Origin of the sequence: Roseibacillus persicicus (assembly GCF_014651675.1) — a bacterium.
In the GTDB taxonomy this organism is placed as follows: domain Bacteria; phylum Verrucomicrobiota; class Verrucomicrobiia; order Verrucomicrobiales; family Akkermansiaceae; genus Roseibacillus; species Roseibacillus persicicus.
Map to the genome: position 1 here is coordinate 192,482 of NZ_BMXI01000005.1, position 23,408 is coordinate 215,889.

Below are 23,408 nucleotides of genomic sequence, written 5' to 3' on the forward strand. Positions count from 1 at the left end.
CCTCTCGGTTGGCCGGAGAGGCGCCCTTCAATTCTAGTAGTATGAAAAATTTAAAATCTCTCAGGGTGATTGTGGCCCTGGCCATGGGAGCCGTTCTATTGCCAGCGGCTGAAAAGCCACACGCTGTCATCGTGGTAGGCACTCATCATTACACTCCTCAAAAGACCATGCCTCTCTTTGCCGCCGAGTTGGAGCGACTGGGGTTTGAGACAACAGTTATCAATCCGGCTTGGGAAGCGGAGAAAGATTCGCGCGGATTGCCGGGCTTGGAGGCGTTGGAGGATGCGGATGTGGGCATCTTTTTTACCCGCTTCATGAAGCTGGAGGACGAACAGCTGGGGCACATCCAGAGCTATCTGGAATCAGGCAAGCCCGTGGTTGGCTTCCGCACCAGCACCCACGCCTTCAATTATCCGGAGGGCCATCCGCAGTTCGAGTGGAACACGACCTTCGGTCGCGATGCTTTGGGGACACCCTATCGAATTCATCTCGCGGGCGGGACGACGGTGGAGCCGGTTGCCAGTGCGAAGGAACATCCTATTCTAACTGGAGTGACGGATGCCAACTGGAAGTCGCCCGGGACACTTTACCTCACCGATTTGCAGTCTGGCGCAGTCCCGATTCTGCAAGGAACTGGCAGCCCGAAGGGCAAGAAGGCTGCCGTGCGCACCAACGCCTTTGGCACCCATGAGCTGAAGCCGGAGATGACGGACACCATTGCGTGGACGTGGTCTAACAAGTGGGGAGGGCGGACCTTTACCACCTCACTGGGGCACGCGGGCGACTTTGCGGTTCCCAACTCCATGCGGGTGATGGTCAACGGCGTCTTCTGGGCCGCAGGCCAGCCGGTGCCGGACGCGGCGCTGGAGATTCAAACTTTCAAGCCTGGCGCTGCACCTAAAAAGAAAGAGGTCGAAGCGAAGGAAGCGCTCCCCAACATCATCGTAATCTATACGGACGACCAAGGTTATGGCGATGTCAGCGCGCTCAATCCCGAGGCTAAATTCCAGACCCCGAACTTCGATCGCCTCGCCAACGAAGGCATCGCGTTCACCAATGGACATAGCTCCGACTCGGTGTGCACGCCGTCGCGCTACGGTCTTCTAACAGGGCGTTATTGTTGGCGTACGTTGTTGAAGGATGGAGTTTTCGGGGCGGAAAGAAAGGGGCTCATCACGGATGATCGGATGACTCTGGCGAGCTTGGCAAAGGAACAAGGTTATCACACCGCAATGGTGGGGAAGTGGCACTTGGGGATGGACTTTCCCGGCACTCCGGCCACACGCGATTGGTCGCAGCCCGTGCGCGATATGCCTTTGGATAAAGGCTTTGATTACTTCTACGGGATTCCTGCTTCGCTCAACTACGGGATTTTAGCTTGGTTCGAGGGCCGTCATGCTGCGGTGCCTCCGACCTTGTTGACCGGTAAGAAGAAGAACCCCCGGCACTCGGACTACCGCATCATGCCGCCCTATCTGGATCCCGAGGACGAGGGTGCGAAGGGCTTCGAGGTCGCGCCTGACTTCATTGACAATCAGTGCCTGACGCGATTCACGGACAAGGCCCTCGAGTGGATGTCGGGCAAGGTGACCGAGGCGAAAGAGGGCAAGCCTTTCTTCCTCTATCTTCCTTACACTTCGCCGCACTACCCGGTCTGTCCTTTGCCGGAGTTTCATGGAAAGGGCGAAGCGGGGCCATACGGTGAGTTTCTAATCGAGACCGACTATCACGTGGGTCGTATCCTGGATTTTCTGGAAGAGTCGGGAGTGGATGAGAATACCTTGATTCTCTTCACAAGCGACAACGGTCCCGAACGCATCTGGCCTGAGAGGATTCGGGACTTTGGTCACGACAGTCGCGGTGGTTATCGGGCAGGAAAGCGCTCTTACTACGAGGGCGGGCATCGTGTGCCATTCTTGGTGCGCTGGCCTGCCGGAATTGCCGGGCCCGGCCGAAGCTATGATGGTCTGGTCGGGCAGCTGGACTTTCTGGCGACTCTGGCCGAGCTGATGGGAGTTCAGCTCCCCGATGATGCGGGGGAGGATAGTCAGAGCTTTGCGCGGGTGCTCTTGGATCCCAACGCAGAGAGGACCCGGGTTCCCCTCATCAACCACGGCTGCGCCGATGCTCGCTATGCCATCACCGATGGACCATGGAAATTGATTTTGCCCGGCGAGAAGACGTCCATGGAGCTCTACAATCTGGCCCAAGATCCCGACGAATCGGACAACCTGGTGGAAGCGCATCCCGAACGAGTGAGGGAGCTCACGGATAAAATCACGCAAATCATCGTCAACGGACGCTCAACTCCGGGTAGCCCCCAGCCAAATGATACGGGTTATTGGGAGGACCTGACCTGGTTGACTGAGGCAGAATACAAGGAGCTTTTGCCGAAGTAGGAATCACGAATGGACTCGGTGCTTGCTCTTTCTCAAGAATGAGATCGAATGTCGCTCGTGTCTTTCACCGCTTTTCCAAGCCTCGAGCGTGACCTTGCGCAAACCGTGCGGGAGGCCGCGCTGGACCATGAGAGTTTGCAGACTCCGATTCGCGCTTGTGAGCTCAATCGTTGTCGTGGCATGTGCTGCCACGATGGCGTTTTTGTGGGCCGTGAAGAGCGGGGAGTGATTGGAGACCTCTTCCCCGGGGAGGTCTTTGAGCTGCGTGGGAAAAAGATGAAGACCCGCACGGTCGTAGCTCGTCAGGACGAATTGGGGGAGGGTTATCCCAAGCACTTTCCTCAGACGCGCTGCATCTTTCTGGACGATAACCATTACTGCCGTTTGCAAAGCCAAGCTGTGGAGGAGGGGATGCACCCATGGTATTGGAAACCCTTTCCCTGCTGGTTGCATCCTCTGGGATTTCAGCGAGAAGCTCTCAGCGGGCGGCCCGTGCTATCCTTACCCACCAAAAAGAAAGACCCGGCTGGTGAGCCGGGCTATCCTGGTTTTGCCTCCTGCACGACTTGCGGAAGAGTCGATTCACAAGGCGCTCCGGCATGGAGGACCCTGGAGCCGGAACTTCGCTTTCTCTCCCAAATTAGTGGAAGAGATTTATTGGGTGAGTTGAGTTGTTAGCGGTTTTTGAAGTCTTTGGTGATGCTCTCAATTGTGGGCAATTTGTCCTTGGGAGTCTCACAGGCCTCGATGATGTCCACTGAATCCTGAAGTAGCTTTTTCCACTTCACATCCCCCGGAGAAGTCATCCCCGCGATGGTGTCCTTGACGGGCTTCAGCCCTTTCTTGGCGTAACCTTTGTATTGAATCAGTAGAGCGGCGGCTTGGGGGAGGCGGTTGTTGCGCCCCCAGGATTCGTCAGCCAGCAGGTTGGCGGAGGTCTCCAGGCCTTCTTCCAGGCGGAGGTGCACCAGAACTCCGGCGCAGGAAGTCTGCAACTTGTTGGCGAACATCACGTTGCCTGCCGGTGGGTTGGCCGCGCGGTGATAGACTAGTGGGAGAAGGGGAATGAGCTCTTCATCGGGGAGGAACTTCAGTCCCATGGCGATGCGAGAGGAGACGAGGGCATCTTCGTCGTTGAGGAGGATATTGATGGCCTTGATGGTGGTCTCCCGGTCTTTAGGTGCATTGAGTAGTTGGCCAACGGCCTTCTCGGAAATGCCCAGTGGGAAAAAGGTGTTCCCGATCGCCTGGGTAAATACGGGGTCTTTCTCCGAGTGCTTGGCCAAGTGCTCGAAGACCGCTGCAACCGCCCTCTTCTTATCTTTTCCGGCCAAGCTGGAAATAGCAGTCATGCGAACGCGCAAGTCGGGGTCGGCCAGAAGGGGCTGGCATTGGTCAAAGTTCTTCGAAGACTTCAGGGCCGCAATCCGATCCAGGGGATTACTGGAGGTGAGGCTGGCGGGTGAATCGAGGCCAATCTTGCGACGACGGAGTTCCTTTGCACTCAGATTGCGAACGATTGGCGACCAGGAGGAAAGGCTTTCTCTTAGAAACTCAGGGGAGGCGTAGCGGTAGTTGATTTTGCCTGCCTCCAAGGTCTCCGTGATTTCCTTGGTGGTCAGCTTGGGCTGGCAAGTGACTCCTCGTCCCAAGATGCGTAGCTTCTTGAGAGGGGCGGCAAAGTGAAGCAGGTAGGCACCGGGGCAATCCCATTTGGCGTAGGCATTGCCGGGGGTTTGACTGGGGTAGCCTTGGTAGGGGAAGCGATAGTTGGCGTCGCGCGCAAGGTCGTGATACCAGCCGAATTCATTCATCCAGGCACCGGAGGCGGTGGGACCGGCCAAGGCGACCGCTGGAACAGACCAAAGCATGTTGAAGAAGTTGCCGGTGTGGCCTTGCTCGCGGTCGAGACCGTAAGATGCGAGGGCTGTGCGGGTGTAGAAGGCGGTGGCGGGGGCATCGTTTAAAAGGCTGAAGAAAACCGCTGCAGCCGAGTTTTTGCCATTGTCGTCATGACCATATTCGAGGTTGGGAGGCCCGTCTCCGTAGGGGATGGCGCCGATGCCGACGTGCCGACGGAAAAAGGTGGCAGCTTGCTCGATGCATTCATCCAAGCCTGCAAAATCCTGGCCGCACTCGCGGGCGAGGACCAGGGAGATGGCCACTGGGATCCCCACTGCGTTGACCGCTCCGTAGCCTCGCAGACGATCGGTGGTCGGTTCGGCAAACGTGTGGCCCCAGGTGCCCAGAGGCCCTTGACCTGCCACCAGATGTCCGGAAAGGCGGCGGATCTCAGGAAGGACATAGCGGTCCCCGGTGATGAGGTAGTATTCGGTTAGAAACAGGTTTGCGAAAGCAAAGTGCCAGCAGGCCAGGGGCATGTCGGCCGAGAGGGGGCGGGCCAAGGTCTTCTTGACGTGCTGTTCGAGCTCGTCCTTGTAGGCCCGGTCGCCGGTGGCGAGCAGAGCGAGGGCATTGAGGTGGGTGTCGATGGCTGGGGAGCCCAAGCCACGGCTGGCCAAGTGGTCGCAACCTTCTTTCAGAATTTGAGCAGACTTGGGACAATCGAATGGGGCGGTGTTGGCGAATGGGGGACGGGTGGGAAGAGGGATGGAGATAGGAGTGACCTGACCGTCGCGGTGTCGGAGCAGCGAGAATACGCCTTTCTCTTCGGCACTTGAGATCGCTTTGGCAAAGGCGATCCGGGCGTCACTCTGGAAGGGAGTTTCGTCTACTCCGATGATGACATCACCCTTCTGCAGCCACTCTGCGGCCGTGCCCTTGGAGTCCACTTTGGTGATGAGGATCTGACGGCTGTCCTTGGTGGTTCCCTCCGCTCCATACTTACTGACTTGGCACCAGCCACGAGCGCCGATGGGACCGAGGGTCCAGTCGTGAGAGATCTGTCTGGGCAGGGTGTCTCCCTGTGTGAAATCCAGCTTTTCGCTGGGAAGAGCTGGATCTTTGGCAAGGGTCGATCCTCCTGAGAGCAAGAGGAGAGCAGTGAGTTGGATGATGTGTTTCATAGTAAGAAAGCCCCGGAAGCGTCTCCACTCCCGAGGCTTTATTGGATTACCCGTTAAAGGGGAGATTGTTAGGGCTGGTTGACGGCGAGGCGCACGAAGACCTTATCGAGAGTAGCAGGAGTGCTGCTCACGGTGACGACGACGTTCTCATAGCCGGCAGCGGCAGCTGCTGGAGTCCCGGGAGTGATGGTGACTGTGGTCCCTCCATTGTCGGAGCCGCTGGCTGTCCAGTCTCCGTCAAGGGTGGTAGACCATTCGTAAGCAGCGCTCAGGCCAGAACTGTCAACTGGACGATCATGGGAGAAAACAAGGTTCCCCCCACCAGTTGAGCTCACCACGGTCAAGGGAGAGGGCAAGCTCTCTGGAGCGGTTGGATCGGAGTTGAAAAAGTAGAACTCAAGTCCGTTGGCCACACCATCGTTGTCGTCATCATCATCGAAGCCACCAGTCAGGCCTGCGAATCCAGAGGCCCAAGCGGAATAGGCGTCGGAAGCTGTTCCCGCGGTATAGTCGAGGTAGATGTCGTTTCCTTCAATGCGAGCGGCCCACGTTCCGTTGCCGGAGGTGAAGCCCGAAGCATCGACCGTGATGTCGGCTGCGTCAGCAGTGAGATCGCTTGTGGTTGCCACTACGAAACTGACGTTCTCTTCAGCAAAGTTGGCGAGCTCATTCTCTTCGACAGCGATGGTCAGCGGAGAACCTGAAGCGAGGTTCAAAGTACCCGCAACAGTGAGCCGGGAGAATCCGGTGCCGGGGATGCCGGTCCAATCCGAGAGTTCCCAGTTGAAGCGGGTATCGCTTCCGGAGTTCATCGCAAGGGATTCCGCGTTCAGCTCTTCGTCGATGACGAGGGAGGCATTGTTGGTGAGCGCTCCGACTGAGCTGAATCCGACAGAATTACCAATTCGCAAAGTGCCTGAGTTCACGTCGACAGTTCCTGCGACTCGAACGTTGCCCAATCCGATAGCACCCTCGCCGTTTTTAACGATGTTGAGCTTTCCGGCATCAGTGGTCTCGTCGACGCCGAAGGCAGAGCCGAAGAAGTATTCTTCATCGACCTCAGCTTCGTCCGTGATGTCGAGGATGACCGTGCCTGCCTCCAGTGTCGCGGGGTCGGGAGAGCCGACGCCGTTGTAGTTAATGATTTGGCGAGTATTGGAAGCCGCAGCCTCCAGACCAGTAAGCGTTTGAGTAAAACCGTTGAGGATGAAGAGTGAGGACCCTGCTCCGCCGACTGTCAGGACCGTATTGTCAGGAAGAGCTTCGTCGATCCCCAGTGCCAGACGACCTCGAAAGACCTGGGTGCCACCCGTGTAGTCGTTGGTGTCGCTTGTGAGAATGAGGGCATTGGCGTCGCCGCCTTGCGCCCGACCAATCTGGAGGCCGCCTGTGCCAGTAATGGTTCCACCATAGGTATTGGGGGCACCGCTGTTCACGATCATGCCGCCTTCATCCAAAGTGATTCCACGATTTGGGTTCACTGTAACGCCATTGAGTTTCAATTCACCACCGCCGCGGAGAATGATGTTGTCGGGGTCGAAGCTTTCAGGAACGGCTCCCAGAACACCTTCGTCGCCGATGACGAGAAGTTCGCTGCGGTTGGCGGTGCTATCAATGATGACTCCGCCGGAGAACGAGTTCGCGGCATTTTTCAACCGAACGTATTGGCCGCCCATGGCATCAACTTGGAGAGTGCCTTCTCCGCTCACGAGGCCGTCGTGTTCGTGCTGACGGTTCCAACGGTTGGAAAAGCGAACTACACCTGCGCCGAGTTCCCAATTGTTCGAGTAGGTTTGCCCTGAGTTTCGTTCGTGAATATACGAAGAACCGCCGGGGAGTCTCACGGTATCAAATTGTCCGACCGAGCCGGGGTTGCCCCGGATGAAGGTGGCCTCGGTGAAGTCCAGGATGGCTCCTGCCGCAGTCCAGATGGCGCCGTTGGGCTTCTCGCCCGTATCGAATGTTCCCCCGCCAGAGACCGTCAAGGTATCGCCGCTGGAGATGGAGAGCGGGGTGTCATTCAATTGATTGTTGATGAAGTGGATATCGAGACCGCCGGTGTTCCAGGTTGCGCCGCCCGGTTTGATGGTTATGAGGCCCAAGTTGTCGGTGAAGGACTGGAGGGTCAGGCTGACGGTCGTGCTCAAGTCTCCCACGGTGACTCCTCCATCCGCGATTTCGGCGAGACCATTGCTTTCAAAGATAGCTTCTTGAGAGCCGGTATTGTCCCACACGACGAAGTTGTCGGTCGCTGCATTATTATCCCAATTTTCGGAGATAAGGTCCCAATGATTGTTGCCGAGGGGATCCCAGTAGAGTTGGCCGGACACACTTGACGTGAGGCCAAGCGCGACCAAGGCAGGCAGGCTATAGCCAGCTGTTTGTTTGATTTTCATGGATTTTCTAAGCGGAGAAAGAAGCAAAATGCCCAAAATTGCCGTGCTGGACATTCGCCTCTTTTAACTTAAACCAGAGGCCACCGATTCTCTTAACAGGAGAAGATAGAATTCTTATCCAATCCGCGCTTCCGATTGCGCTCCCTCCCGGCCACAGGAGAAAGGAGTGCGGGTTAGGGGACGATCCCGGTGGCGGGCTTGACCTCGATGATTCGAACGGAGTCGGGCAAGACGCCGAGCTCTTCGGCGGTAAACTGGCCTTCCTCCACGACCAGTTCCTGCAAGGATTTCATCCCGAGCAAAGGAGTGAGGGGGGCTTGGGGGCCCTGGCGAATGTCCAGTTTCTGCAAATCCAGCCCAGTGAGCTGCTTGTATCCTCGTAGGTTTTTCGTTTTGAGGGTCAGCGACTTGGGATGGAGCAGGCGAAGGAGGCAAAGGTTTGGGTAGGCCGAGTTGCGATGCGGCACGCGGGGGCGGTAGAAGGTGTAGAGGTGGTCACCCTGCACCGTGAGAGCGTTTTCTTCCAAATCATAGTCCCAGAGCCCCGTGGTCCAATACTTGTTGGAAATGCGGAGCAGGTGCTCGATAATGCGGGCGGTTTCCTCTTGGTTGTTGCGACGCAGACTGTCGTAAATCACCAGCTTTTCCATGAACGGAGAGCGATCCCGTTTGGGGGGGACATCGTCGTCATTCTTGGCGAGCCGGGTGAGCAGATCCAGAAAGTCGTCTACGGGAAGTAGCCCGTTTTCTCCCAGCTTGGGAGCGAACTCTCTCGCCAGATTGCGGAGGTCGGATTGGTCACCTTCGCGAATTTGATAGAAGGGTTCTGTTTCGGCGAAGCGTTGCTGCATGAACAAGGTGTAGGCCTTCAGGGTCCAGAGCCTCTCGTTCGCCGGAGGATTGGTTGCCAGCACCTTGTCCATTTCCTCCATCGCATTGTCCAAGGCGGTGAGGCTGACCGCTTCGTGCATCACCAAATTGTCGATGAGGAGAAGGGTTCCATCGAGGACACTCTCACTCTGACGGTCGATGAGCAGGGAGGAAAATTCTCGTTCCTGCTGATACTTCATGAGGGCCTCCTCGGCGTTCTTGCGTGCGAGGTCGGCCTCCTGTTTCTCGCGTCTTGCGGAGTTCAGTGCCAACTTGGACTGCGCAAGAGCAGCGGTCTTGGCCTTGTAGCTGACGCGGAGCTGTTGGGTGAACCAGAGGCCGGCTCCGAGCAGAACGATGCAGGAACCTAATGCGACGAGGGAGGAGATCTTGTTCCGGCGATAGAAGAGTCGTGCTTCGCGAAAGAAGCCCGCTTGCTCGACCTTGGGACTGCGGCCGGTCAGATGAAGATTCACGTCGTCCAAAAGCTCCTCCACACTCTCATAGCGCTCCAACGGCTTCTGCGCGCAGGCTTTGCTGACAATGGCAGCCAGCGCTGGAGATATTGGGGGAGTCTTGTCGCGGTGCGAAGGGGTGCGCAAGGTGACCAGTTCGTAGAGAATGCATCCCAGGGCGAAGATGTCATTTTGGGGCGTCTTTGGCGCCATGGGGTTCTCCTGCTCTGGCGCCATGTAACCGGGCGTGCCTTTGATGGCCGGGTCCAGCTGCCCTCCGTAGAGGTCGGGGTCCAGGAGAGCCTCTGAGAGGTGTTCTTCACTTTCCCCGTGCTCAATCTCTCCCATGCCCCAGTCGCAGACCTGGACTTCGCCGAATGGCCCGACTTGAATGTTCTCGGGCTTTAGATCGAGATGGAGGACATGGCGGGAATGCGCATAGGAAACGGCTTCGCAGACCCGCACGAAGATAGTGAGTAGACGGGTTCGTGAATAGCTGGGCGAGTCTTCCTTATTCGTTTTGAGTGACTTGAGAATCGCCCGGAGCGACTGGCCCCGCTTGAACTCCATCGTGAAGTAAGGCCGCTCTTGCTCGTCGATCCCCATGTCGAAGAGCTTGATGATATTGGGGTGGTCCAGGCGGGCGGTGATGTGCGCTTCCCGCAGGAAGGCATCGTATCTCTCGGGTTGGAAGCCCTTCTTCGGACGGGCAAGGGCCACCAGTCTTTCCATCTGTTGGTCTTGGACGCGAAAGACTTCTTTCATCCCTCCGATGCCGATTGATTCCCAACGAGTGTAGCGGATTTTGGAGGACTTGAGCGCCTGATAGAGGGGGCTCAGCTCCAGTTGACGTTCGGTAGCGGGTTCAACCTGGTCGGCCAGATCATAAAGGTCAACGAACTGGGAGGAGGGGGGCATGGCTAGGCTGGGGATTCTTCGGTGAAATCTTCCAAGTCTCTCTTGAGTTGCTTGATCTCCTTGAGCAGGACGGTTTTGACCCGGTGTTTGAGAATGTAAACGGTGTTGATCTTAATGCCGAGGGTGGTTGCGATATGCTCCACCGACTGCCCTTCCAAAGACATGAGAAAAACGTCGATAGCGTGACCGGAAAATACCAGCCGGGCCCGGTCCATGGCCAGCTCGACCACGTATTCCTGCCACTCGCGCTCCACCCTTTTTTCCATTTCGGATTCTTCCGCCAATTGGTTGGCTTTGCGCGAGCCTTCGTCATCGAGACTCGGGCCCGCAGGCTGGCGCTGCTTGGAACGAATGATATTGAGCGCGGTATTCCGAATGAGCCGGGCGAACCACGTGCGGAAAAGCGCTCGTTCCGGGTCGCGCTCGTAGGTGTGAAGGCCGCGCCAGAGCTTGACGAAGACCTGTTGCTTGGCGTCATCCAGATCAGCCCCGCGGAAGCCCATCGAGAGCAGAACCTTCGAGACGAAAGGCTCGTAAAACTTCAGCAGCTCTTCCCACGCGGGATGGTTCTCATCCTCACGAGCCTGTTGCAGGAGGCTCACTCGGGTGAGCAAGCTATCCTTGACAGATTGGCTGGAGTTTTTGGTCATTTGGAGCAGGTCCTCCGGTGAGGTCGGAGACGGTTTGTAAGGGTAGTGCGGGTTCCCGGAAGGGAAAGCTTAAAGCTCGGTCAATGTATGTGAATTGTATTTTTTTGCCTGCTCAATTTCCATCATCAAAACCTCTCTTGCGGCTTGATTCCCTCCTCGTCCTCCCTTACATCCCTCCGCGTGACTCGTCCGCAAATTGAATTCAGCATCAAAATCTTCATCGTCGCTTTGATTTTGGCCTTCATCTACGCCATCTACCGAGTGGCGGATTTGATTGGATTCGTTTAAAATCCGATGCTCTTTGGAAGAGAGGTTGTTCGTTCGAACATCTTTTTCTTGCCAAGTTTTGAATTCACCCGCTAGTTTTGCGGAGTGATTACTCGTTTATTTTCAGCAGCTCTTCGTGGGGTTGACGCGGTGGAAGTGGAAGTTGAGGTCCACGGCCGCGATGGCGAAAAGCCGGGCACGATCGTGGTGGGACTGCCGGATGCGGCGGTTCGCGAGTCGGCCATGCGGGTGGGATCGGCCATTTCGTCCTCGGGTCTGACGGACTGCGTCGTCAATGTGGTCAATCTGGCGCCAGCGGATTTGAAGAAAGAAGGTCCGTCCTTCGATCTTCCCATTGCTTTGGCCATCGCAGCCAATGGAATGGATACCGCCTTTCCCAATGAGGAGGATTACGCCTTGGTAGGCGAGTTGTCGTTGGATGGCACCGTGCGGCCGGTCAAGGGAGTGCTTTCCATCGCCATTGAGGCCAAGAGGCGGGGACGAAAGAAAATCCTCGTGCCAGCAGAAAACGCGGCCGAAGCAGCCATCACCGAAGGCATTGAGGTGATTCCCATTACCAGCCTCAATCAGGCCTATCACTACCTGACCGGCGAGCGCTCGATTGAACCCTTCCATCTCGATCGCGAGAAGTTCTTTCAGGCTCAGCGGAGCTACGAAGTCGATTTCGAAGATGTCAAAGGCCAGCACCACGTGAAGCGCGCACTCGAGGTGGCCGTTGCGGGCGGACACAATATCTTGATGGTGGGGCCTCCCGGGACGGGTAAGTCCATGCTCGCCAAGCGTTTGCCAACCATTATGCCCGACATGAGTGAGGACGAGGCGATTGAGACCACCAAAATTCACTCCATCGCTGGTTTGCTCGATCCCAAGAAGTCCTTTCTGGTCACCCGGCCATTTCGGGCCCCGCATCACACCATCTCCGATGCGGGACTTCTCGGTGGGGGCAGCAACCCCGGACCCGGGGAGATTTCGCTCTCGAACAATGGGGTACTCTTTCTCGATGAGTTGCCCGAGTTCCGGCGCTCCACCCTGGAGGTTCTGCGCCAGCCCTTGGAAGATGGCGAGGTGACCATCACGCGGGCGGCAGGCTCTCTCTCTTTTCCCGCCAAGTGTGTTCTCGTCGCGGCTCTCAACCCTTGTCCCTGCGGGTTTTTTGGAGATTCCAAGCGGGACTGCCGCTGCAACCCGCGCCAGGTGGAGAACTATCGTCAGCGGATTTCAGGACCCCTCCTCGACCGCATTGACCTGCATGTCGAAGTGCCCCTGGTCGCCTACAAGGAATTGGCCAGCTCGGCCAGCGGTGAGAAGTCCGAGCGAATTCGCGAGCGGGTGATCGCTGCACGTGAGATTCAGGCCAAACGACTGCAGGGGAGCGAAGGTTTTCTGACCAATGCAGCGATGCCATCTCGTCAGGTGAGGGCTCATTGTCAGTTGGATCAGGAGTCCTCCAAACTTTTGGAGCAGGCAATGGAGACACTCAACTTTTCCGCTCGTGCGCATGACCGCATTCTCAAGGTGGCCCGTACCCTCGCTGACTTGGCAGGGGAGGAGAATATTGGTTCGTCCCAGATCATGGAAGCCATTCAATACCGAACCCTCGATCGTAGATTGGCGTTTTAACAAGGGGCGAACAAAGGGCGATTTGCGCGCGCGGAGAGCATTTCCCTTGGAAAGCCGAACTTTGGCTCTTTTTTTTGAGGTCCTCCTTGTCTAACGTGCTGGCATGGCCGCAAATGCGATGGAGCGTCTGGATTTGGCGTTGGAGGCTTCCAACGAGGGGATCTGGGATTGGGATTTCGAGAGTGGGACTTTGGATTTTACCGAGCGGGTGGGGGAGTTCTTCGGTTGCGCGAAGGAAGACGTGCCCAATTTTTTTGAGGACGAGAGCTTTGTTCATGAAGAAGATCGGGCTCATTTTTTCAATGCCATCGCGGCGGTAAGAGCGGGAAAAAGCGAGATTTTGGCCTCCGAACCTCGAGTTCTTTGCCGGGGTGTGGAGGATAATTGGAAGTGGTTTCGGGTCCGCGGGGTGCCAGTGATGTATGAGGGCAAGTTGACCGGGTTGGCTGGTTCGCTTATTGATATTTCTCTCCGAAAACGCGCCGAGCAGGCTCTCTTGGAGGAGCAGCATTTAACCCAGACCCTGGTGGAGAATGTCCCGCTGCAGATTTATTTCAAAGATAAGAAATCCCGCTTCACCATGGTCAATACCCCCATGGCGCGATGGATTGGTTGCGAAAGCCCCCGGGATGTGGTTGGCAAATCTGATGCCGACTTTTTCGATGAAGAGCATTGGCAACAGGCCCTCGCTGACGAGCAACGTATTCTGGAAACAGGTGAGGCCCTGGAATCTGTGATCGAAAAGGAAACTTGGTCGGGCCGGGGCGACACCTGGGTCCTGACCACCAAGATGCCCTACCGCAATCGTCGCGGGCAATTGAAAGGGACATTTGGGGTATCGAGCGATGTGACCGAGTTGGTCCGCACCCAGCGTTCGCTTGCCGAGATGGCCGCGGAATTGAAAGCTCGCAATGAGGCCTACGAGGAAGAAATGGCCCTGGCGCGGGAGATCCAGCAGGGACTTCTCCCGACTGACTACCCCTCATTCGGTTCTGCCAAGTTCGGACATCGCTATTTGCCGATTTCGGGACTGGCGGGGGACTTTTTTGAGGTTTTGGATTTGGGTGAAGATACGGTGGGACTGCTCATCTGCGATGTGATGGGTCATGGGGTCCGCTCGGCTTTGGTCGCCAGTTTGTTGCGGGGCCTTGTTTCTCAAGTCAAAGGACTGGGGAGCTCGCCCGGGGCTTTTCTAAATGCTCTCAACGGAGGTTTGGTGGGTTTTCTTCAGAAAGCGGGCGTGACTATGTTCGCCACCGCCTTCTATGTGGTCATCGATCGCGAGAAAGGGAAAATCCGCTATGGCAGCGCGGGACACCCGGCTGGAATCATGAGCAACGATGACGGCGCCAGCTTGATGCCTCTGGGGGGACGGGGCAAGGGAGCTGGTCTTGGGCTTCTTCCTGACGCGGAGTATGGTGAAGAATCCATCCCGCTGGAGGGGGTGAAAAACATTCTGCTCTTTACCGATGGAATCTACGAAGTGGAGAACTCCGATGGAGAAGCCTTCCTGCAAAATCGTCTCGTGCAAACCGTCAAGCGAGCCCGTCGCATGCCTCTCGAAGAACAGCTCGATACCATCCTCGCGGAGGTGAAGAGTTTCACCGAGGGTGGGGGCTTCGATGATGATGTCTGCCTGCTGGGGATGAGCCTTTAGTCGAGTTGGGGGCAGGGCCGTTGCCGCGAATCTCTCCTCCGCTTTCTAGCGAGTATCCTGCAACGAGTCCCTTTTCCGGTGCGCGAGAAACCGCTCATGCAGGGCGGAAACAATCTCGGGATGGAGGGAGGCTTGGTCGTGCTTTTCCTCTGGATCTCTTTCGAGATTGAAGAGCAGCCATTGGTCCAACTGGGGCTCTCCTTGACCGTATTTCACGATTTTCCACTCCTTGTGGCGGAGGGCCCAGCGATTGATTTTCGAACTCCAAACCCAATAGAGATCGCGCTCAGGCAGTGTCTCATTTTGAAAGAGCACGGGACTGAGGTTCACGCCATCCCACTCGGGGGACTTGCTCGGTTCGAGTCCGATGATGTTGGCGAGGGTTGGGAACCAGTCGATGATGTGGACCTTTTGCTCGATCTCCTTTGCCTCGATTTTTCCGGGCCAATTGATGAAGCCGGGGACCTGGATTCCGCCTTCCCAGACGTCCAGTTTTTTGCCGCGCAGGGAGGAGGGCTGGTTGTAGTCCTTGAGCGGATAGTTGTCGGGATAGCTGCCCCCGCCATTGTTGCGCCAAGGTCCGTTGTCGGATGAAAAGAGGATGAGGGTGTTGTCGCGTTGACCGGTTTTTTCCAAGGCTTGCACAATATCACCAATCGCGCTGTCGAGGTGGCGGATGGTGGCGAGCAACAGGCGTTTGTCGCGGGACGGTTCAGCTTGAATCTTTCCTTCCGGATCATGGAACCATTCGATCTTGTCCTCATTCAGCCATCGATTGGGATTCTTGGGATCCGGCTGCGTTGGGGTGTCGACAAAGGTTCCGCGCTCGTCGAGGGGAGTATGCGGGGCGTGAAAGGGAAGGTAGAGAAAGAAGGGGGAGTCTCTCTTTCGCTCGATGAATTTGACGGCTTCTTCCTTGGTCAGGTCGGTAACGTGACGACCGTTTTGGAACCCGGGAATGATTTCGTGGTTGCGGTGCCAGGTTGGGTCGTAGGGAGTGTCTGGTTCGGCATGATACCGATGATCATACATTCCCACTGCTCCGGTTAGAGAACCATGGCTCTCATCGAAACCAAAGTGGTTGGGCCCATGCTCCGGAGACGAACCAAGGTGCCACTTGCCAGACATGAAAGTCTCGTAACCGGCATCCTGAAACATCTGTGGCAGAGAGAAGGTGCCGAGCGGAAAGGAGGGCTCGTTGCTGGCTTGCAAGGCGGTGGTCCCAAAGCGACCGGGGTAGCGACCCGTCATCAGGGCAACCCGGGTGGGGGTGCACTGGGGCATTACGTAGTGCCTCTTCAGGAGAGCTCCGCTCCGCGCGAGTCGGTCGAGATTGGGACTGTAGACCTTGGGGTTGTTGTAGCCAATATCGGCCCACCCTTGGTCGTCACTGATGATGAGGACGACGTTGGGAGACTCGCTGGCAAAGAGCGAGAGGGGAACGAGTAGTGCGAAAAAAGTCGCCTGCCACGGACGGCAGCTGGGGAAAGGACGAAAGAAGCGAGTGACCGCGTTATTCATGCGCTAGAGGCTGTGTCCGAGTTTCTGCTTTTTCGTGTCGAGGTAGGCTTGGTTGTCGGGATTGGCGGGCAGCCGGAGCGGGACCTGTTCCGTGATCTCGATGCCATAGCCTTCCAGTCCGACCACTTTGCGAGGGTTGTTGGTGAGGAGCCGCAGCTTCTTGACTCCGAGGTCCGCGAGGATTTGGGCACCCATTCCGTAGTCACGCAGGTCGGCGGGATAGCCGAGTTTTTCGTTGGCCTGAACGGTGTCGAATCCTTGCTCCTGGAGTTTGTAAGCATGAATTTTGGCCGGCAGTCCGATGCCGCGGCCTTCTTGTCGCAGGTAAAGCAGGATACCGCCTTCTTCCGAAATCAGCTTCAACGCTGTTTGCAACTGTCCGCCGCAATCGCAGCGACGGGAGCCAAAGACGTCTCCAGTCAAGCACTCGGAATGAACCCTGACCAAGGTGGGCTTGTCCGGATCGATGGGGCCCCGGGTGAGGGCGAGGTGATGGCTTTGGTCGAGCAAGACCCGGTAGAGGTGGCAGTCGAAGTCGCCATAATCGGTCGGCAACTTGATGGTCTCTTCGCAATCGATCAGCTTTTCAAAGTGTCGTCGGTATTCGATGAGCTGGGCGATGGTGCAGGCCTTCAGTCCGTGCTTTTCCTGATAGGGGCCGAGCTCACCCACGCGTGCCATCTCGCCATCGTCTCCCATGATTTCGCAAATCACGCCCGCCTCGGGCAAACCCGCCAGACGGGCCAAATCGACTGCGGCCTCGGTGTGCCCGGCGCGCCGGAGAGTTCCTCCCGCCATCGCTTGGAGGGGGAAAATGTGCCCCGGCTGAACCAAGGAGTCGGGACGCGCGGCGGGGTCGGTCAAGAGCTGCACCGCACGGGCCCGGTCGGCGGCGGAGATGCCGGTGGTGATGCCCTGGGCGGCATCGATCGATACGGTGAAGGCTGTCTTCTGATTTTCCCGATTTCGGGGGGTCATGGGCGGAAGTTGCAGGGCCGCCGCACGTTCCTCGGTGATGGGCGCGCAGATGAGCCCTCGCCCGTGGGTGGCCATGAAGTTGATGATGTCTGGGGTCGTCAAGGACGCCGCCGCGATCAGGTCGGCCTCGTTTTCGCGTTCCGGGTCGTCGGCCACGATCACGATTTTGCCGGCGGCAATGTCCGCAATGATTTCGGGGATGGGATGAAAGGTGAGCATGTCGCTGATTTGTCGGGGACCATAAGCTCTCGCCTCTGCTTAGCGAACGTTTTTAGCTTCGAATTTCCCTGCATCTTATCCCGAGATTGCGGTTCTCGGTGTAATTTTACTGGGGGCGGGGGGATTTCTGGGATTTCCTAAAAGCCTTGTCCTCTTCCACGATTTCGCTTGCCGCCGCTGGTAGGCACCCGCTAGGACTGGGGGCGCAATAGCCGAGATGGTGGAATTGGTAGACACGCCTGGTTTAGGTTCAGGTGCCGCAAGGTGTGCAGGTTCGAGTCCTGTTCTCGGTATTGAAATTCCCCTTACTTAAAAACCCCCCGATCAGATGGAAGAATTGAAGCAGAAATTAGCGGAGGTCCTCAACCTCGATGAAGAGATGGCTCAAAAAGGAGTCGATGCCGTCATCGAATTCTTGAAGGACAAACTCCCCGAAAACCTTCATGGCCTTCTTGATAACCTTGATAGCGATGACGTTGCGGGCAATGCCCTCGACGCCGTCAAAGGTTTGTTCGGCGCGAAGTAAGGGTGTTCTCCGGTAGCGGGGAGCATTACTCGATTCGAGTTTGAATCTTTTTCTTAGAAAGCTAAAATTTTAGCATGAAGCTCGTTTCTTTCCTAACCGTCATCTGTTCGCTCGCGCTCGTTGCGTGTTCGGGGACGACAGGGGGAGGGAGCAAAGCGATTTACCATCCCGATGTGGGTCCCTTTGATGAGAACGGGGACTACATTCCGGAGCTGGCAGATGCCCCCGTGAAGAAGAACTTCTTCTCGCGCCGGAAACCCGATCCTGAGCCCGAGGTGAAAGCGCCCGAGCCGCCCAAGCCCCAGCGAATCGCAAGGGCGACCCCTCAGCCGAAGCCCCAAGTGGTCTCCCGTCCCACGACGGTAACGCGTCCGACTACGCCTTCCATACCTCCCCGGACGGTGGTGATTTCCAGCACCCCCAAGCCCGTTCAACGAGCGGTGGTCAAGCCGGCGCCAACTCCAGTTGGGAAGCCCGCGCCTAAGCCTGCGCCCAAACCAAAGGCGGTGGTGATGAAGCCCAAAAAGCCGGCCCCCGTCCGCCATGTCGTGAAGTCCTCGGACACTCTCTACAGTCTCAGCCGCAAATACGGAACAACCGTCAGCTCCATCCAGCGCGCCAATGGCTTGAAAGGAAACACTATCATCACTGGCAGCACGCTACTGATTCCTCGCTAGCCGTCGTCTTGTTAGCAAGACCGCGGCGATGATTGCGATGAGTGGAATAGGACCAGCGAAAGCAGGCGTCAACCCCATCCCAATCGGAAGATAGCCGAACAATACCGCGCACCCAGAAGCCAGGATGGCATAGGGCAACTGAGTCGCCACATGACGGGTCGTGGTCACGTCGCAGGCCATCGCGCTGACAATGGTGGTGTCGCTAAAGGGGCTGGCATGGTCGCCAAAAACGGCTCCCCCAAAGACCGCGCCGATGATGGCGGGGAGGAGGGGCGCGACTTCCGCTGCATCGAGTCCGCGCTCGCCGATCATGGAAAGAAAGGTCCCCAGCGCGAGAGGCATGAGTAGCGCCATCGTCCCCCAAGAAGTTCCGGTGCAAAAGGCGATGAGGCATCCCAGAACAAAAGTCGCTCCCGGCAAGTAGGTGATCTGAAAACGGTCGCCCAGCAGTCCCGCCAAATACTTGCCAGTCTCCAACTGACCCAAAGTCGAGCCCAGGGTCCACGCCATGAGGAGAACAATGAGCGCGGGGAGGATGGAGGTAAGTCCACTCGGGATAGCTTGGATGGCGGCGGACTTTTTGCCAGGAAAGAAAAGAATCGCGCCCGCAATGGCAAGAGCTCCCGCCAGCAACAAGGCATAGGGACCGAGACTGGTGCCGAATGCCGCTTGAATATCCGCCGCCGAAGTTGGGAACGGCTTCTTGCCGCCCAGCACCCAGAACGCAAGGGGAACCGAAAGCACCAGTGTGGCCAAGGGGCCAATCGCTGATGGCAAACTGAAGCTTGCGCTCGGATCAGTCGGCAGTGGTTTTGGCGAGCGGGCGGTGGTCTCGCTCATCGGCGGGGGATTCCAATTCCAGCGCGCGGCGAGGAAAACGAGAACGAGTGACCCCAGGCAATAGAAGTTGGTGGGAATGGATTTGAGGAAAAGAAGATAGGCTGGCTCAGTGAAGGCGGAGCCCTCCAGCTCGCCGGCGATGAGGGTCAATTGGAAGACCGACCAAGTTGAAAGGAAGGCCACGCAGGCCACTGCGGAGGAAGTGGTGTCGACCAAGTAGGCCAGTTTTTCCCGCGAGACTCCCGCTTGATCCGCCAACGAGCGACCCACGCGTCCCAGCATCAGGGCATTGGCCAGTCCGTCGAAAAAGCAAATCAGCCCCAGCCCGACAATGGAGAGCTGCAACCGCGACGAGCGGGCTCCGGCATCGGCGGTTCGGGACCACTTGGCCAAGAGACCTGCCAAAGCTCCCGACTTCTCCACAATGGCCGCGAAGGCCGCCAGAAGAAGGGTGAAGATCAAGGCCGACCAATGCCAAGTGCTGGCGAGCGATGGCCAAAGATGGTCCGTCAGCCATCGCCAGGGAGCCAGCAAAACAGAGCCGTCACCAATGAGGAGCACCCCCACCAGGCTCCCTGCGAAAAGGCTCCAGCCCGCGGAGCTCGTGAGCGCTAACAAGGCCAATGCGATCAAAGGCGGCAAGAGCGGGACGGGATTCTCGGCTACGATAAAGAGAAGGAGAATCAACCCCGCAATGATCGCGAAGAAGATGAGAGATCCCTTGGAAGGCTTCATGGCCCCATCCTTCGCATCTCTGCTTGGGCTGGCAAGGCACGGGGACTCTTTTTTGCCAAAAGGAAAGGCTGCAGCGATCACGAATTGCGATCGGGAGCGCCTGCCCACAGAATTTCGGCGTGATCGAAATCCCCTTGGCGAGGTTGGCGTTGGCTCTGTTGCCGCTGGTGGCAGTGGGATGGTTGATGTGGAAGTGGTCGGGTGGTTGTGGCGAGCTCCTGCTGGCGACGGGCCGGATGATCGCGCAGCTTCTTTTGGTCGGCTACGTGCTGGTGGTGCTCTTTCAGGTCGAGAGCCCCTGGGTGCATCTCGCGGTGGTCGGGTTCATGATTGCGGTCTCGTCCTGGATTGCGATTCGGACAGTGAAGGAGAATCGGGCCCGGACCTACTTCGATGCTCTACTCGCCATTGGCGGAGGCGGGGGAGTGGTGTTTCTTTTCGTGATATTTGGGGTGTTGGACTTGGGCCCTCGATTGGAAGCCCGCTATGTGATTCCGATGGCGGGGATGATTTTTTCGAACTGCATGACGGCAGTGACCTTGTGCGCCGAGCGATTTGATTCCGAGCGGGCGAATGGGCGGGAGCTGTTGCAGGCACGAAATATTTCGTGGAACGCGGCTCTCATCCCTCAAATCAATTCCTTTCTCGCGGTGGGACTGGTCTCCCTTCCCGGGATGATGACCGGGCAGATTCTGGCGGGAGCCTCGCCCCTGGATGCGGTGCGCTATCAGATTCTGGTGATGGCCATGATTCTCGGAGCAGTCGGTCTTTCGGTCGCGGTCTTTCTCATCAGAAGAGTGGAAAAATCCTGAGAATTCCCGAAAAAGCCCCGATTTCGGCCTCAAAATGCAACAATTTTGAGAAAAAGTGCGAAAACTTGAAAAATAGGACGGACTTTCACGGTAATAAAAAGTTGGCCAAGTGGCATATTTGCTGCAAGAATTTCGGCCACATGATCGACCCGCAACCCGCCACAAGCGCGAACGAGCCGACCGAAGGTAGCCAGATTCTTGTCTCCTCAGCCCCAGTGACGCCTCGTCGTCGCTTTTTGGCCACGGCAGGAATTGTTACTGGAAGCCTTGCCATGAGTGTCCAGAAATCGGACGCGTTCTTCTTTTTCGGAGGGAAGAGCAATCTCAATACTGATGATTTGCCCAAGGAGTGGGTGGCTCTTCAGGAAAAGGAAATCCAGGCCTACGCCCGTCACATCGCCAAGTATCGCTTGGAGAAGTTGACGGTTCATGAAGTCATCAAGGCCCATGCCCGTGCCAAGGGTTCGGTCTGGAACAAGATTCCACCACGCGAGATGTGGGACAACATGGGACCGACGCTGCAAGTGGCTGATAAGTTGGCCATGGCTCTCGGCTCCGATCTGAAGGAAGTGACTTCCGCCTATCGTTGCCCCGCCTACAACGCCCGCTGTCCTGGAGCCAAGCCCCGCTCCTATCACCAGCAGAATCTCGCCCTCGATTTGATGTTCAACACTTCGCAATCTCGTGTTGCCCGCGTTGCTCGCGAACTGCGCGACAATGGCCTCTTCAAAGGTGGAGTGGGACGCTACAACATCTTCACTCACATCGATACCCGCGGTCACAACGCCGACTGGTAAAAGGTCACGGTAGGGGACGCGAGTGTCCTCGTTCGTCCCTAGCCGACGTCCCTTCTCGCAGGTTGAGAAGGGAGCTTAGAACAAGTCTGCCAATCTGAGTTCGGCAATTTTGTGGACCTCTTGGAGCGCGGTCTCGAATTCTTCTTCCGGAGAAAGTTCCAGTCGTCGCTCGAAGATGGCCAGCAGTTCGTCGACATCAGCGACCAAACGGACGCACACGATGAAGGGAATGCCGAACTTGCTGCGATAGGCCTCGTTGAGCGCGGACAGGCGTTCGAAGGTTGCTTGGGGAAGTCTGTCGAGCCCAAGCCCCGCTTGTTCGTTTCGTGACTCGGCGGTCAGTTTGTCTTCCACTGCCAGCTTCCCCGCGAGATCGGGGTGAGCCAAAAGCAGTGTCCGTTTTTGCTCCGCGGTCGAGGCGTCCACGATGGAGCGAAAGACCTTTGCGAGCTGCGATGGACGTTCAAAAGGTCGCTTCTCCAGCGCTTCTAGGGCGACCCAAGCGGAGTGCTCATAGATTCCGCCCAAGAGGTCCAGGAACTTTTCTCGTTCCAATTGATTCAGGCTGGCTATAGTCATCGCAAAGGAACTTTTACCATTTCTCGGCTCGTTTCCAATCGTTATGCCCTGCATCGAGACCAAGTTCCGACCGAAGATTACCAGTGATGAGCGAAGTCGATTCCAGTGAAGTGTGGCTGCAAGCTGGCGAAGCCGCGGCCAACGGGCGGGCCGGAGTGGTTGTGACCCTCACGGGAGCACGCGGCAGCATACCCGGAACGGTGGGAGCCAAGGCCTTGGTGGGGGAGTCGGGGATTCAGGCCGGCAATTTGGGCGGAGGAAAAGTGGAGGCCGCCGTCATTCGCGAAGCGCATCGCTTGCAAGCGGAGGATGGTCCGGTGGTGCAGGCGGTGACTTGGAATTTGCAGCGGGATCTCGGGATGACCTGCGGGGGAGAGGTGAGCTTTCTCTTCGAGCGTTTGGGGGGCGCGGATTCTTGGCACATCGTGGTCTGTGGGGCGGGTCATGTCGCGCAAGCCCTGGTTCCGCTTCTCGCGTCCCTGCCATGTCGCATCGACGTCGTCGATCCTCGGCCGGAATGGCTCTCCCGGGTTCGTCCCCATCTGGCAGTGAGCACTCATGGTGGTGAAGATTATCTCAGCGCCGCTTGGCAGGTAATTCGCCCGCACAGCTTTGTGATTTGTGTGACCCAAGGTCATGGCACTGATCTCCCGATTGTCCGGTGGGTGCTGGAGAGTGTGCCTGAGGTTCCTTTTCTCGGCGTTATCGGGAGTGAGGTGAAGCGGGCCAAGTTGATGAGCGAACTGCGTGCCGCCCAGCTAGGGGAAGATCTGCTTGAGAAAATCACCTGTCCTCTCGGTCTTCCAATTGGTGGCAACCATCCTTCCGAGATTGCCATCTCCATCGCCGCCCAATTGTTAGAAAAAAGAGCGCAATTCTAACGGACCGCGAGTGCCCCCACTCGCCCCAGAGCAGCCGTCAAAGGAGAGCAGTCGATTAGCGCGCCGAATTAGGTGTATGACCTTGACAGTGGGGAGAGTGGGGCGCTCGCGGTCCTGGGGGTTAGACTCCGATGTCCTCGTTCCAGAGTTCGGGCTTGGCGGCAATGAACTCGCGCATGATCTCGATGCAACGGGGGTCGTTGACAATATTGAGATCGACCCCTTGCGAGCGCACGTAGTCTTCGGGACCTTGGAAGGTGATGTTTTCTCCCACGATGACCTTGGGAATCTTATAAAGCAGCGCCGCTCCCGAGCACATCGGGCAGGGGGAGAGCGTCGAGTAGAGGGTGCACCGGCTGTAGGTCGCGGCGGTGAGGCGGCCGGCGTTTTCCAAGCAGTTCATTTCGGCATGATGAATCACGCTTCCTTCTTGCACGCGCTGGTTGTGTCCGCGTCCAATGATTTCACCATCGCAGACGAGAACGGATCCGATGGGGATTCCTCCACTGGCGAGTCCTTTGCGTGCTTCTTCGAGGGCGGCGTCGAGATAGGGGTCCATAGTTG

18 protein-coding genes and 1 tRNA gene are annotated in these 23,408 nt (G+C 57.3%); 10 read left to right on the forward strand and 9 right to left on the reverse strand.

What is annotated here, in order from left to right; all coding sequences use genetic code 11:
* Positions 1 to 41: 41 nt before the first annotated feature.
* Together IE099_RS07645 and IE099_RS07650 are read left to right on the forward strand one after the other, a co-directional pair.
* On the forward strand, positions 42 to 2,399 hold the full coding sequence (locus IE099_RS07645) for a sulfatase-like hydrolase/transferase (RefSeq protein WP_229809439.1): 2,358 nt from the start codon (positions 42 to 44) through the stop codon (positions 2,397 to 2,399).
* A 48-nt stretch (positions 2,400 to 2,447) separates the two neighbouring features.
* A complete protein-coding gene (locus tag IE099_RS07650; protein ID WP_189569187.1) occupies positions 2,448 to 3,077 on the forward strand; it encodes a DUF3109 family protein in 630 nt (209 codons plus the stop codon).
* Here IE099_RS07650 and IE099_RS07655 read toward each other — a convergent pair.
* From IE099_RS07655 to IE099_RS07670, 4 genes are all read right to left on the reverse strand, one after another.
* Positions 3,074 to 5,425 carry a DUF6288 domain-containing protein gene (locus IE099_RS07655; RefSeq protein ID WP_189569190.1) on the reverse strand — a complete coding sequence of 784 codons (2,352 nt, stop codon included), beginning with the start codon at positions 5,423 to 5,425 and terminating at the stop codon, positions 3,074 to 3,076. The two genes, IE099_RS07650 and IE099_RS07655, sit on opposite strands and share 4 nt — an antisense overlap.
* Positions 5,426 to 5,493: 68 nt before the next feature.
* On the reverse strand, positions 5,494 to 7,821 hold the full coding sequence (locus IE099_RS07660) for a hypothetical protein (protein ID WP_189569192.1): 2,328 nt from the start codon (positions 7,819 to 7,821) through the stop codon (positions 5,494 to 5,496).
* Between the two features lie 173 nt (positions 7,822 to 7,994).
* A complete protein-coding gene (locus tag IE099_RS07665; RefSeq protein WP_189569195.1) occupies positions 7,995 to 10,064 on the reverse strand; it encodes a serine/threonine protein kinase in 2,070 nt (689 codons plus the stop codon).
* 2 nt (positions 10,065 to 10,066) lie between these two features.
* Entirely contained in the window at positions 10,067 to 10,714 is a 648-nt protein-coding gene (locus IE099_RS07670) for an RNA polymerase sigma factor (RefSeq protein WP_189569198.1), read from the reverse strand.
* A gap of 372 nt (positions 10,715 to 11,086) precedes the next feature.
* Between IE099_RS07670 and IE099_RS07675 the strand changes: the two genes are divergently transcribed.
* Together IE099_RS07675 and IE099_RS07680 are read left to right on the forward strand one after the other, a co-directional pair.
* Positions 11,087 to 12,622 (forward strand): YifB family Mg chelatase-like AAA ATPase, encoded by a 1,536-nt coding sequence (locus IE099_RS07675; protein ID WP_189569201.1) that lies wholly within the window; start codon positions 11,087 to 11,089, stop codon positions 12,620 to 12,622.
* Between the two features lie 103 nt (positions 12,623 to 12,725).
* A complete protein-coding gene (locus IE099_RS07680; protein ID WP_189569204.1) occupies positions 12,726 to 14,279 on the forward strand; it encodes a SpoIIE family protein phosphatase in 1,554 nt (517 codons plus the stop codon).
* Positions 14,280 to 14,324: 45 nt separating this feature from the next.
* Here IE099_RS07680 and IE099_RS07685 read toward each other — a convergent pair whose 3' ends face one another.
* Both IE099_RS07685 and IE099_RS07690 read right to left on the reverse strand, forming a co-directional pair.
* The gene (locus tag IE099_RS07685; protein ID WP_189569207.1) at positions 14,325 to 15,800 is read right to left on the reverse strand and encodes a sulfatase family protein; all 1,476 of its coding nucleotides are present in this window, start codon (positions 15,798 to 15,800) and stop codon (positions 14,325 to 14,327) included.
* Positions 15,801 to 15,803: 3 nt separating this feature from the next.
* Positions 15,804 to 16,997, reverse strand: a complete 1,194-nt coding sequence (locus IE099_RS07690) for a bifunctional 3,4-dihydroxy-2-butanone-4-phosphate synthase/GTP cyclohydrolase II (protein WP_189569210.1) — start codon at positions 16,995 to 16,997, stop codon at positions 15,804 to 15,806.
* A gap of 211 nt (positions 16,998 to 17,208) precedes the next feature.
* Here IE099_RS07690 and IE099_RS07695 point away from each other — a divergent pair.
* The 3 genes from IE099_RS07695 to IE099_RS07705 all read left to right on the forward strand — a co-directional run bounded on the left by IE099_RS07695 (position 17,209) and on the right by IE099_RS07705 (position 18,200).
* Positions 17,209 to 17,290 (forward strand) — tRNA-Leu (locus IE099_RS07695).
* Between the two features lie 35 nt (positions 17,291 to 17,325).
* Positions 17,326 to 17,523: a hypothetical protein gene (locus tag IE099_RS07700; protein WP_189569212.1), complete on the forward strand. Its 198-nt coding sequence runs from the start codon at positions 17,326 to 17,328 to the stop codon at positions 17,521 to 17,523.
* A 74-nt stretch (positions 17,524 to 17,597) separates the two neighbouring features.
* Positions 17,598 to 18,200: a LysM peptidoglycan-binding domain-containing protein gene (locus tag IE099_RS07705; RefSeq protein WP_189569215.1), complete on the forward strand. Its 603-nt coding sequence runs from the start codon at positions 17,598 to 17,600 to the stop codon at positions 18,198 to 18,200.
* Here IE099_RS07705 and IE099_RS07710 read toward each other — a convergent pair.
* On the reverse strand, positions 18,183 to 19,775 hold the full coding sequence (locus IE099_RS07710; RefSeq protein ID WP_189569218.1) for a Na+/H+ antiporter NhaC family protein: 1,593 nt from the start codon (positions 19,773 to 19,775) through the stop codon (positions 18,183 to 18,185). The two genes, IE099_RS07705 and IE099_RS07710, sit on opposite strands and share 18 nt — an antisense overlap.
* Positions 19,776 to 19,894: 119 nt before the next feature.
* Between IE099_RS07710 and IE099_RS07715 the strand changes: the two genes are divergently transcribed.
* The gene (locus IE099_RS07715) at positions 19,895 to 20,587 is read left to right on the forward strand and encodes an ABC transporter permease (protein WP_189569221.1); all 693 of its coding nucleotides are present in this window, start codon (positions 19,895 to 19,897) and stop codon (positions 20,585 to 20,587) included.
* A 140-nt stretch (positions 20,588 to 20,727) separates the two neighbouring features.
* Positions 20,728 to 21,384, forward strand: coding sequence for a D-Ala-D-Ala carboxypeptidase family metallohydrolase (locus tag IE099_RS07720; protein WP_189569224.1), 657 nt, complete (start codon positions 20,728 to 20,730; stop codon positions 21,382 to 21,384).
* A 75-nt stretch (positions 21,385 to 21,459) separates the two neighbouring features.
* Here IE099_RS07720 and uraD read toward each other — a convergent pair whose 3' ends face one another.
* Positions 21,460 to 21,963, reverse strand: a complete 504-nt coding sequence (gene uraD, locus IE099_RS07725) for a 2-oxo-4-hydroxy-4-carboxy-5-ureidoimidazoline decarboxylase (protein WP_189569227.1) — start codon at positions 21,961 to 21,963, stop codon at positions 21,460 to 21,462.
* A gap of 86 nt (positions 21,964 to 22,049) precedes the next feature.
* Here uraD and IE099_RS07730 point away from each other — a divergent pair, with 86 nt between their 5' ends.
* A complete protein-coding gene (locus IE099_RS07730; RefSeq protein WP_189569230.1) occupies positions 22,050 to 22,844 on the forward strand; it encodes an XdhC family protein in 795 nt (264 codons plus the stop codon).
* A gap of 121 nt (positions 22,845 to 22,965) precedes the next feature.
* Here the strand turns inward: IE099_RS07730 and IE099_RS07735 are convergent, their stop codons facing one another.
* Positions 22,966 to 23,403, reverse strand: a complete 438-nt coding sequence (locus IE099_RS07735) for a nucleoside deaminase (RefSeq protein ID WP_189569233.1) — start codon at positions 23,401 to 23,403, stop codon at positions 22,966 to 22,968.
* Positions 23,404 to 23,408 lie beyond the last annotated feature (5 nt).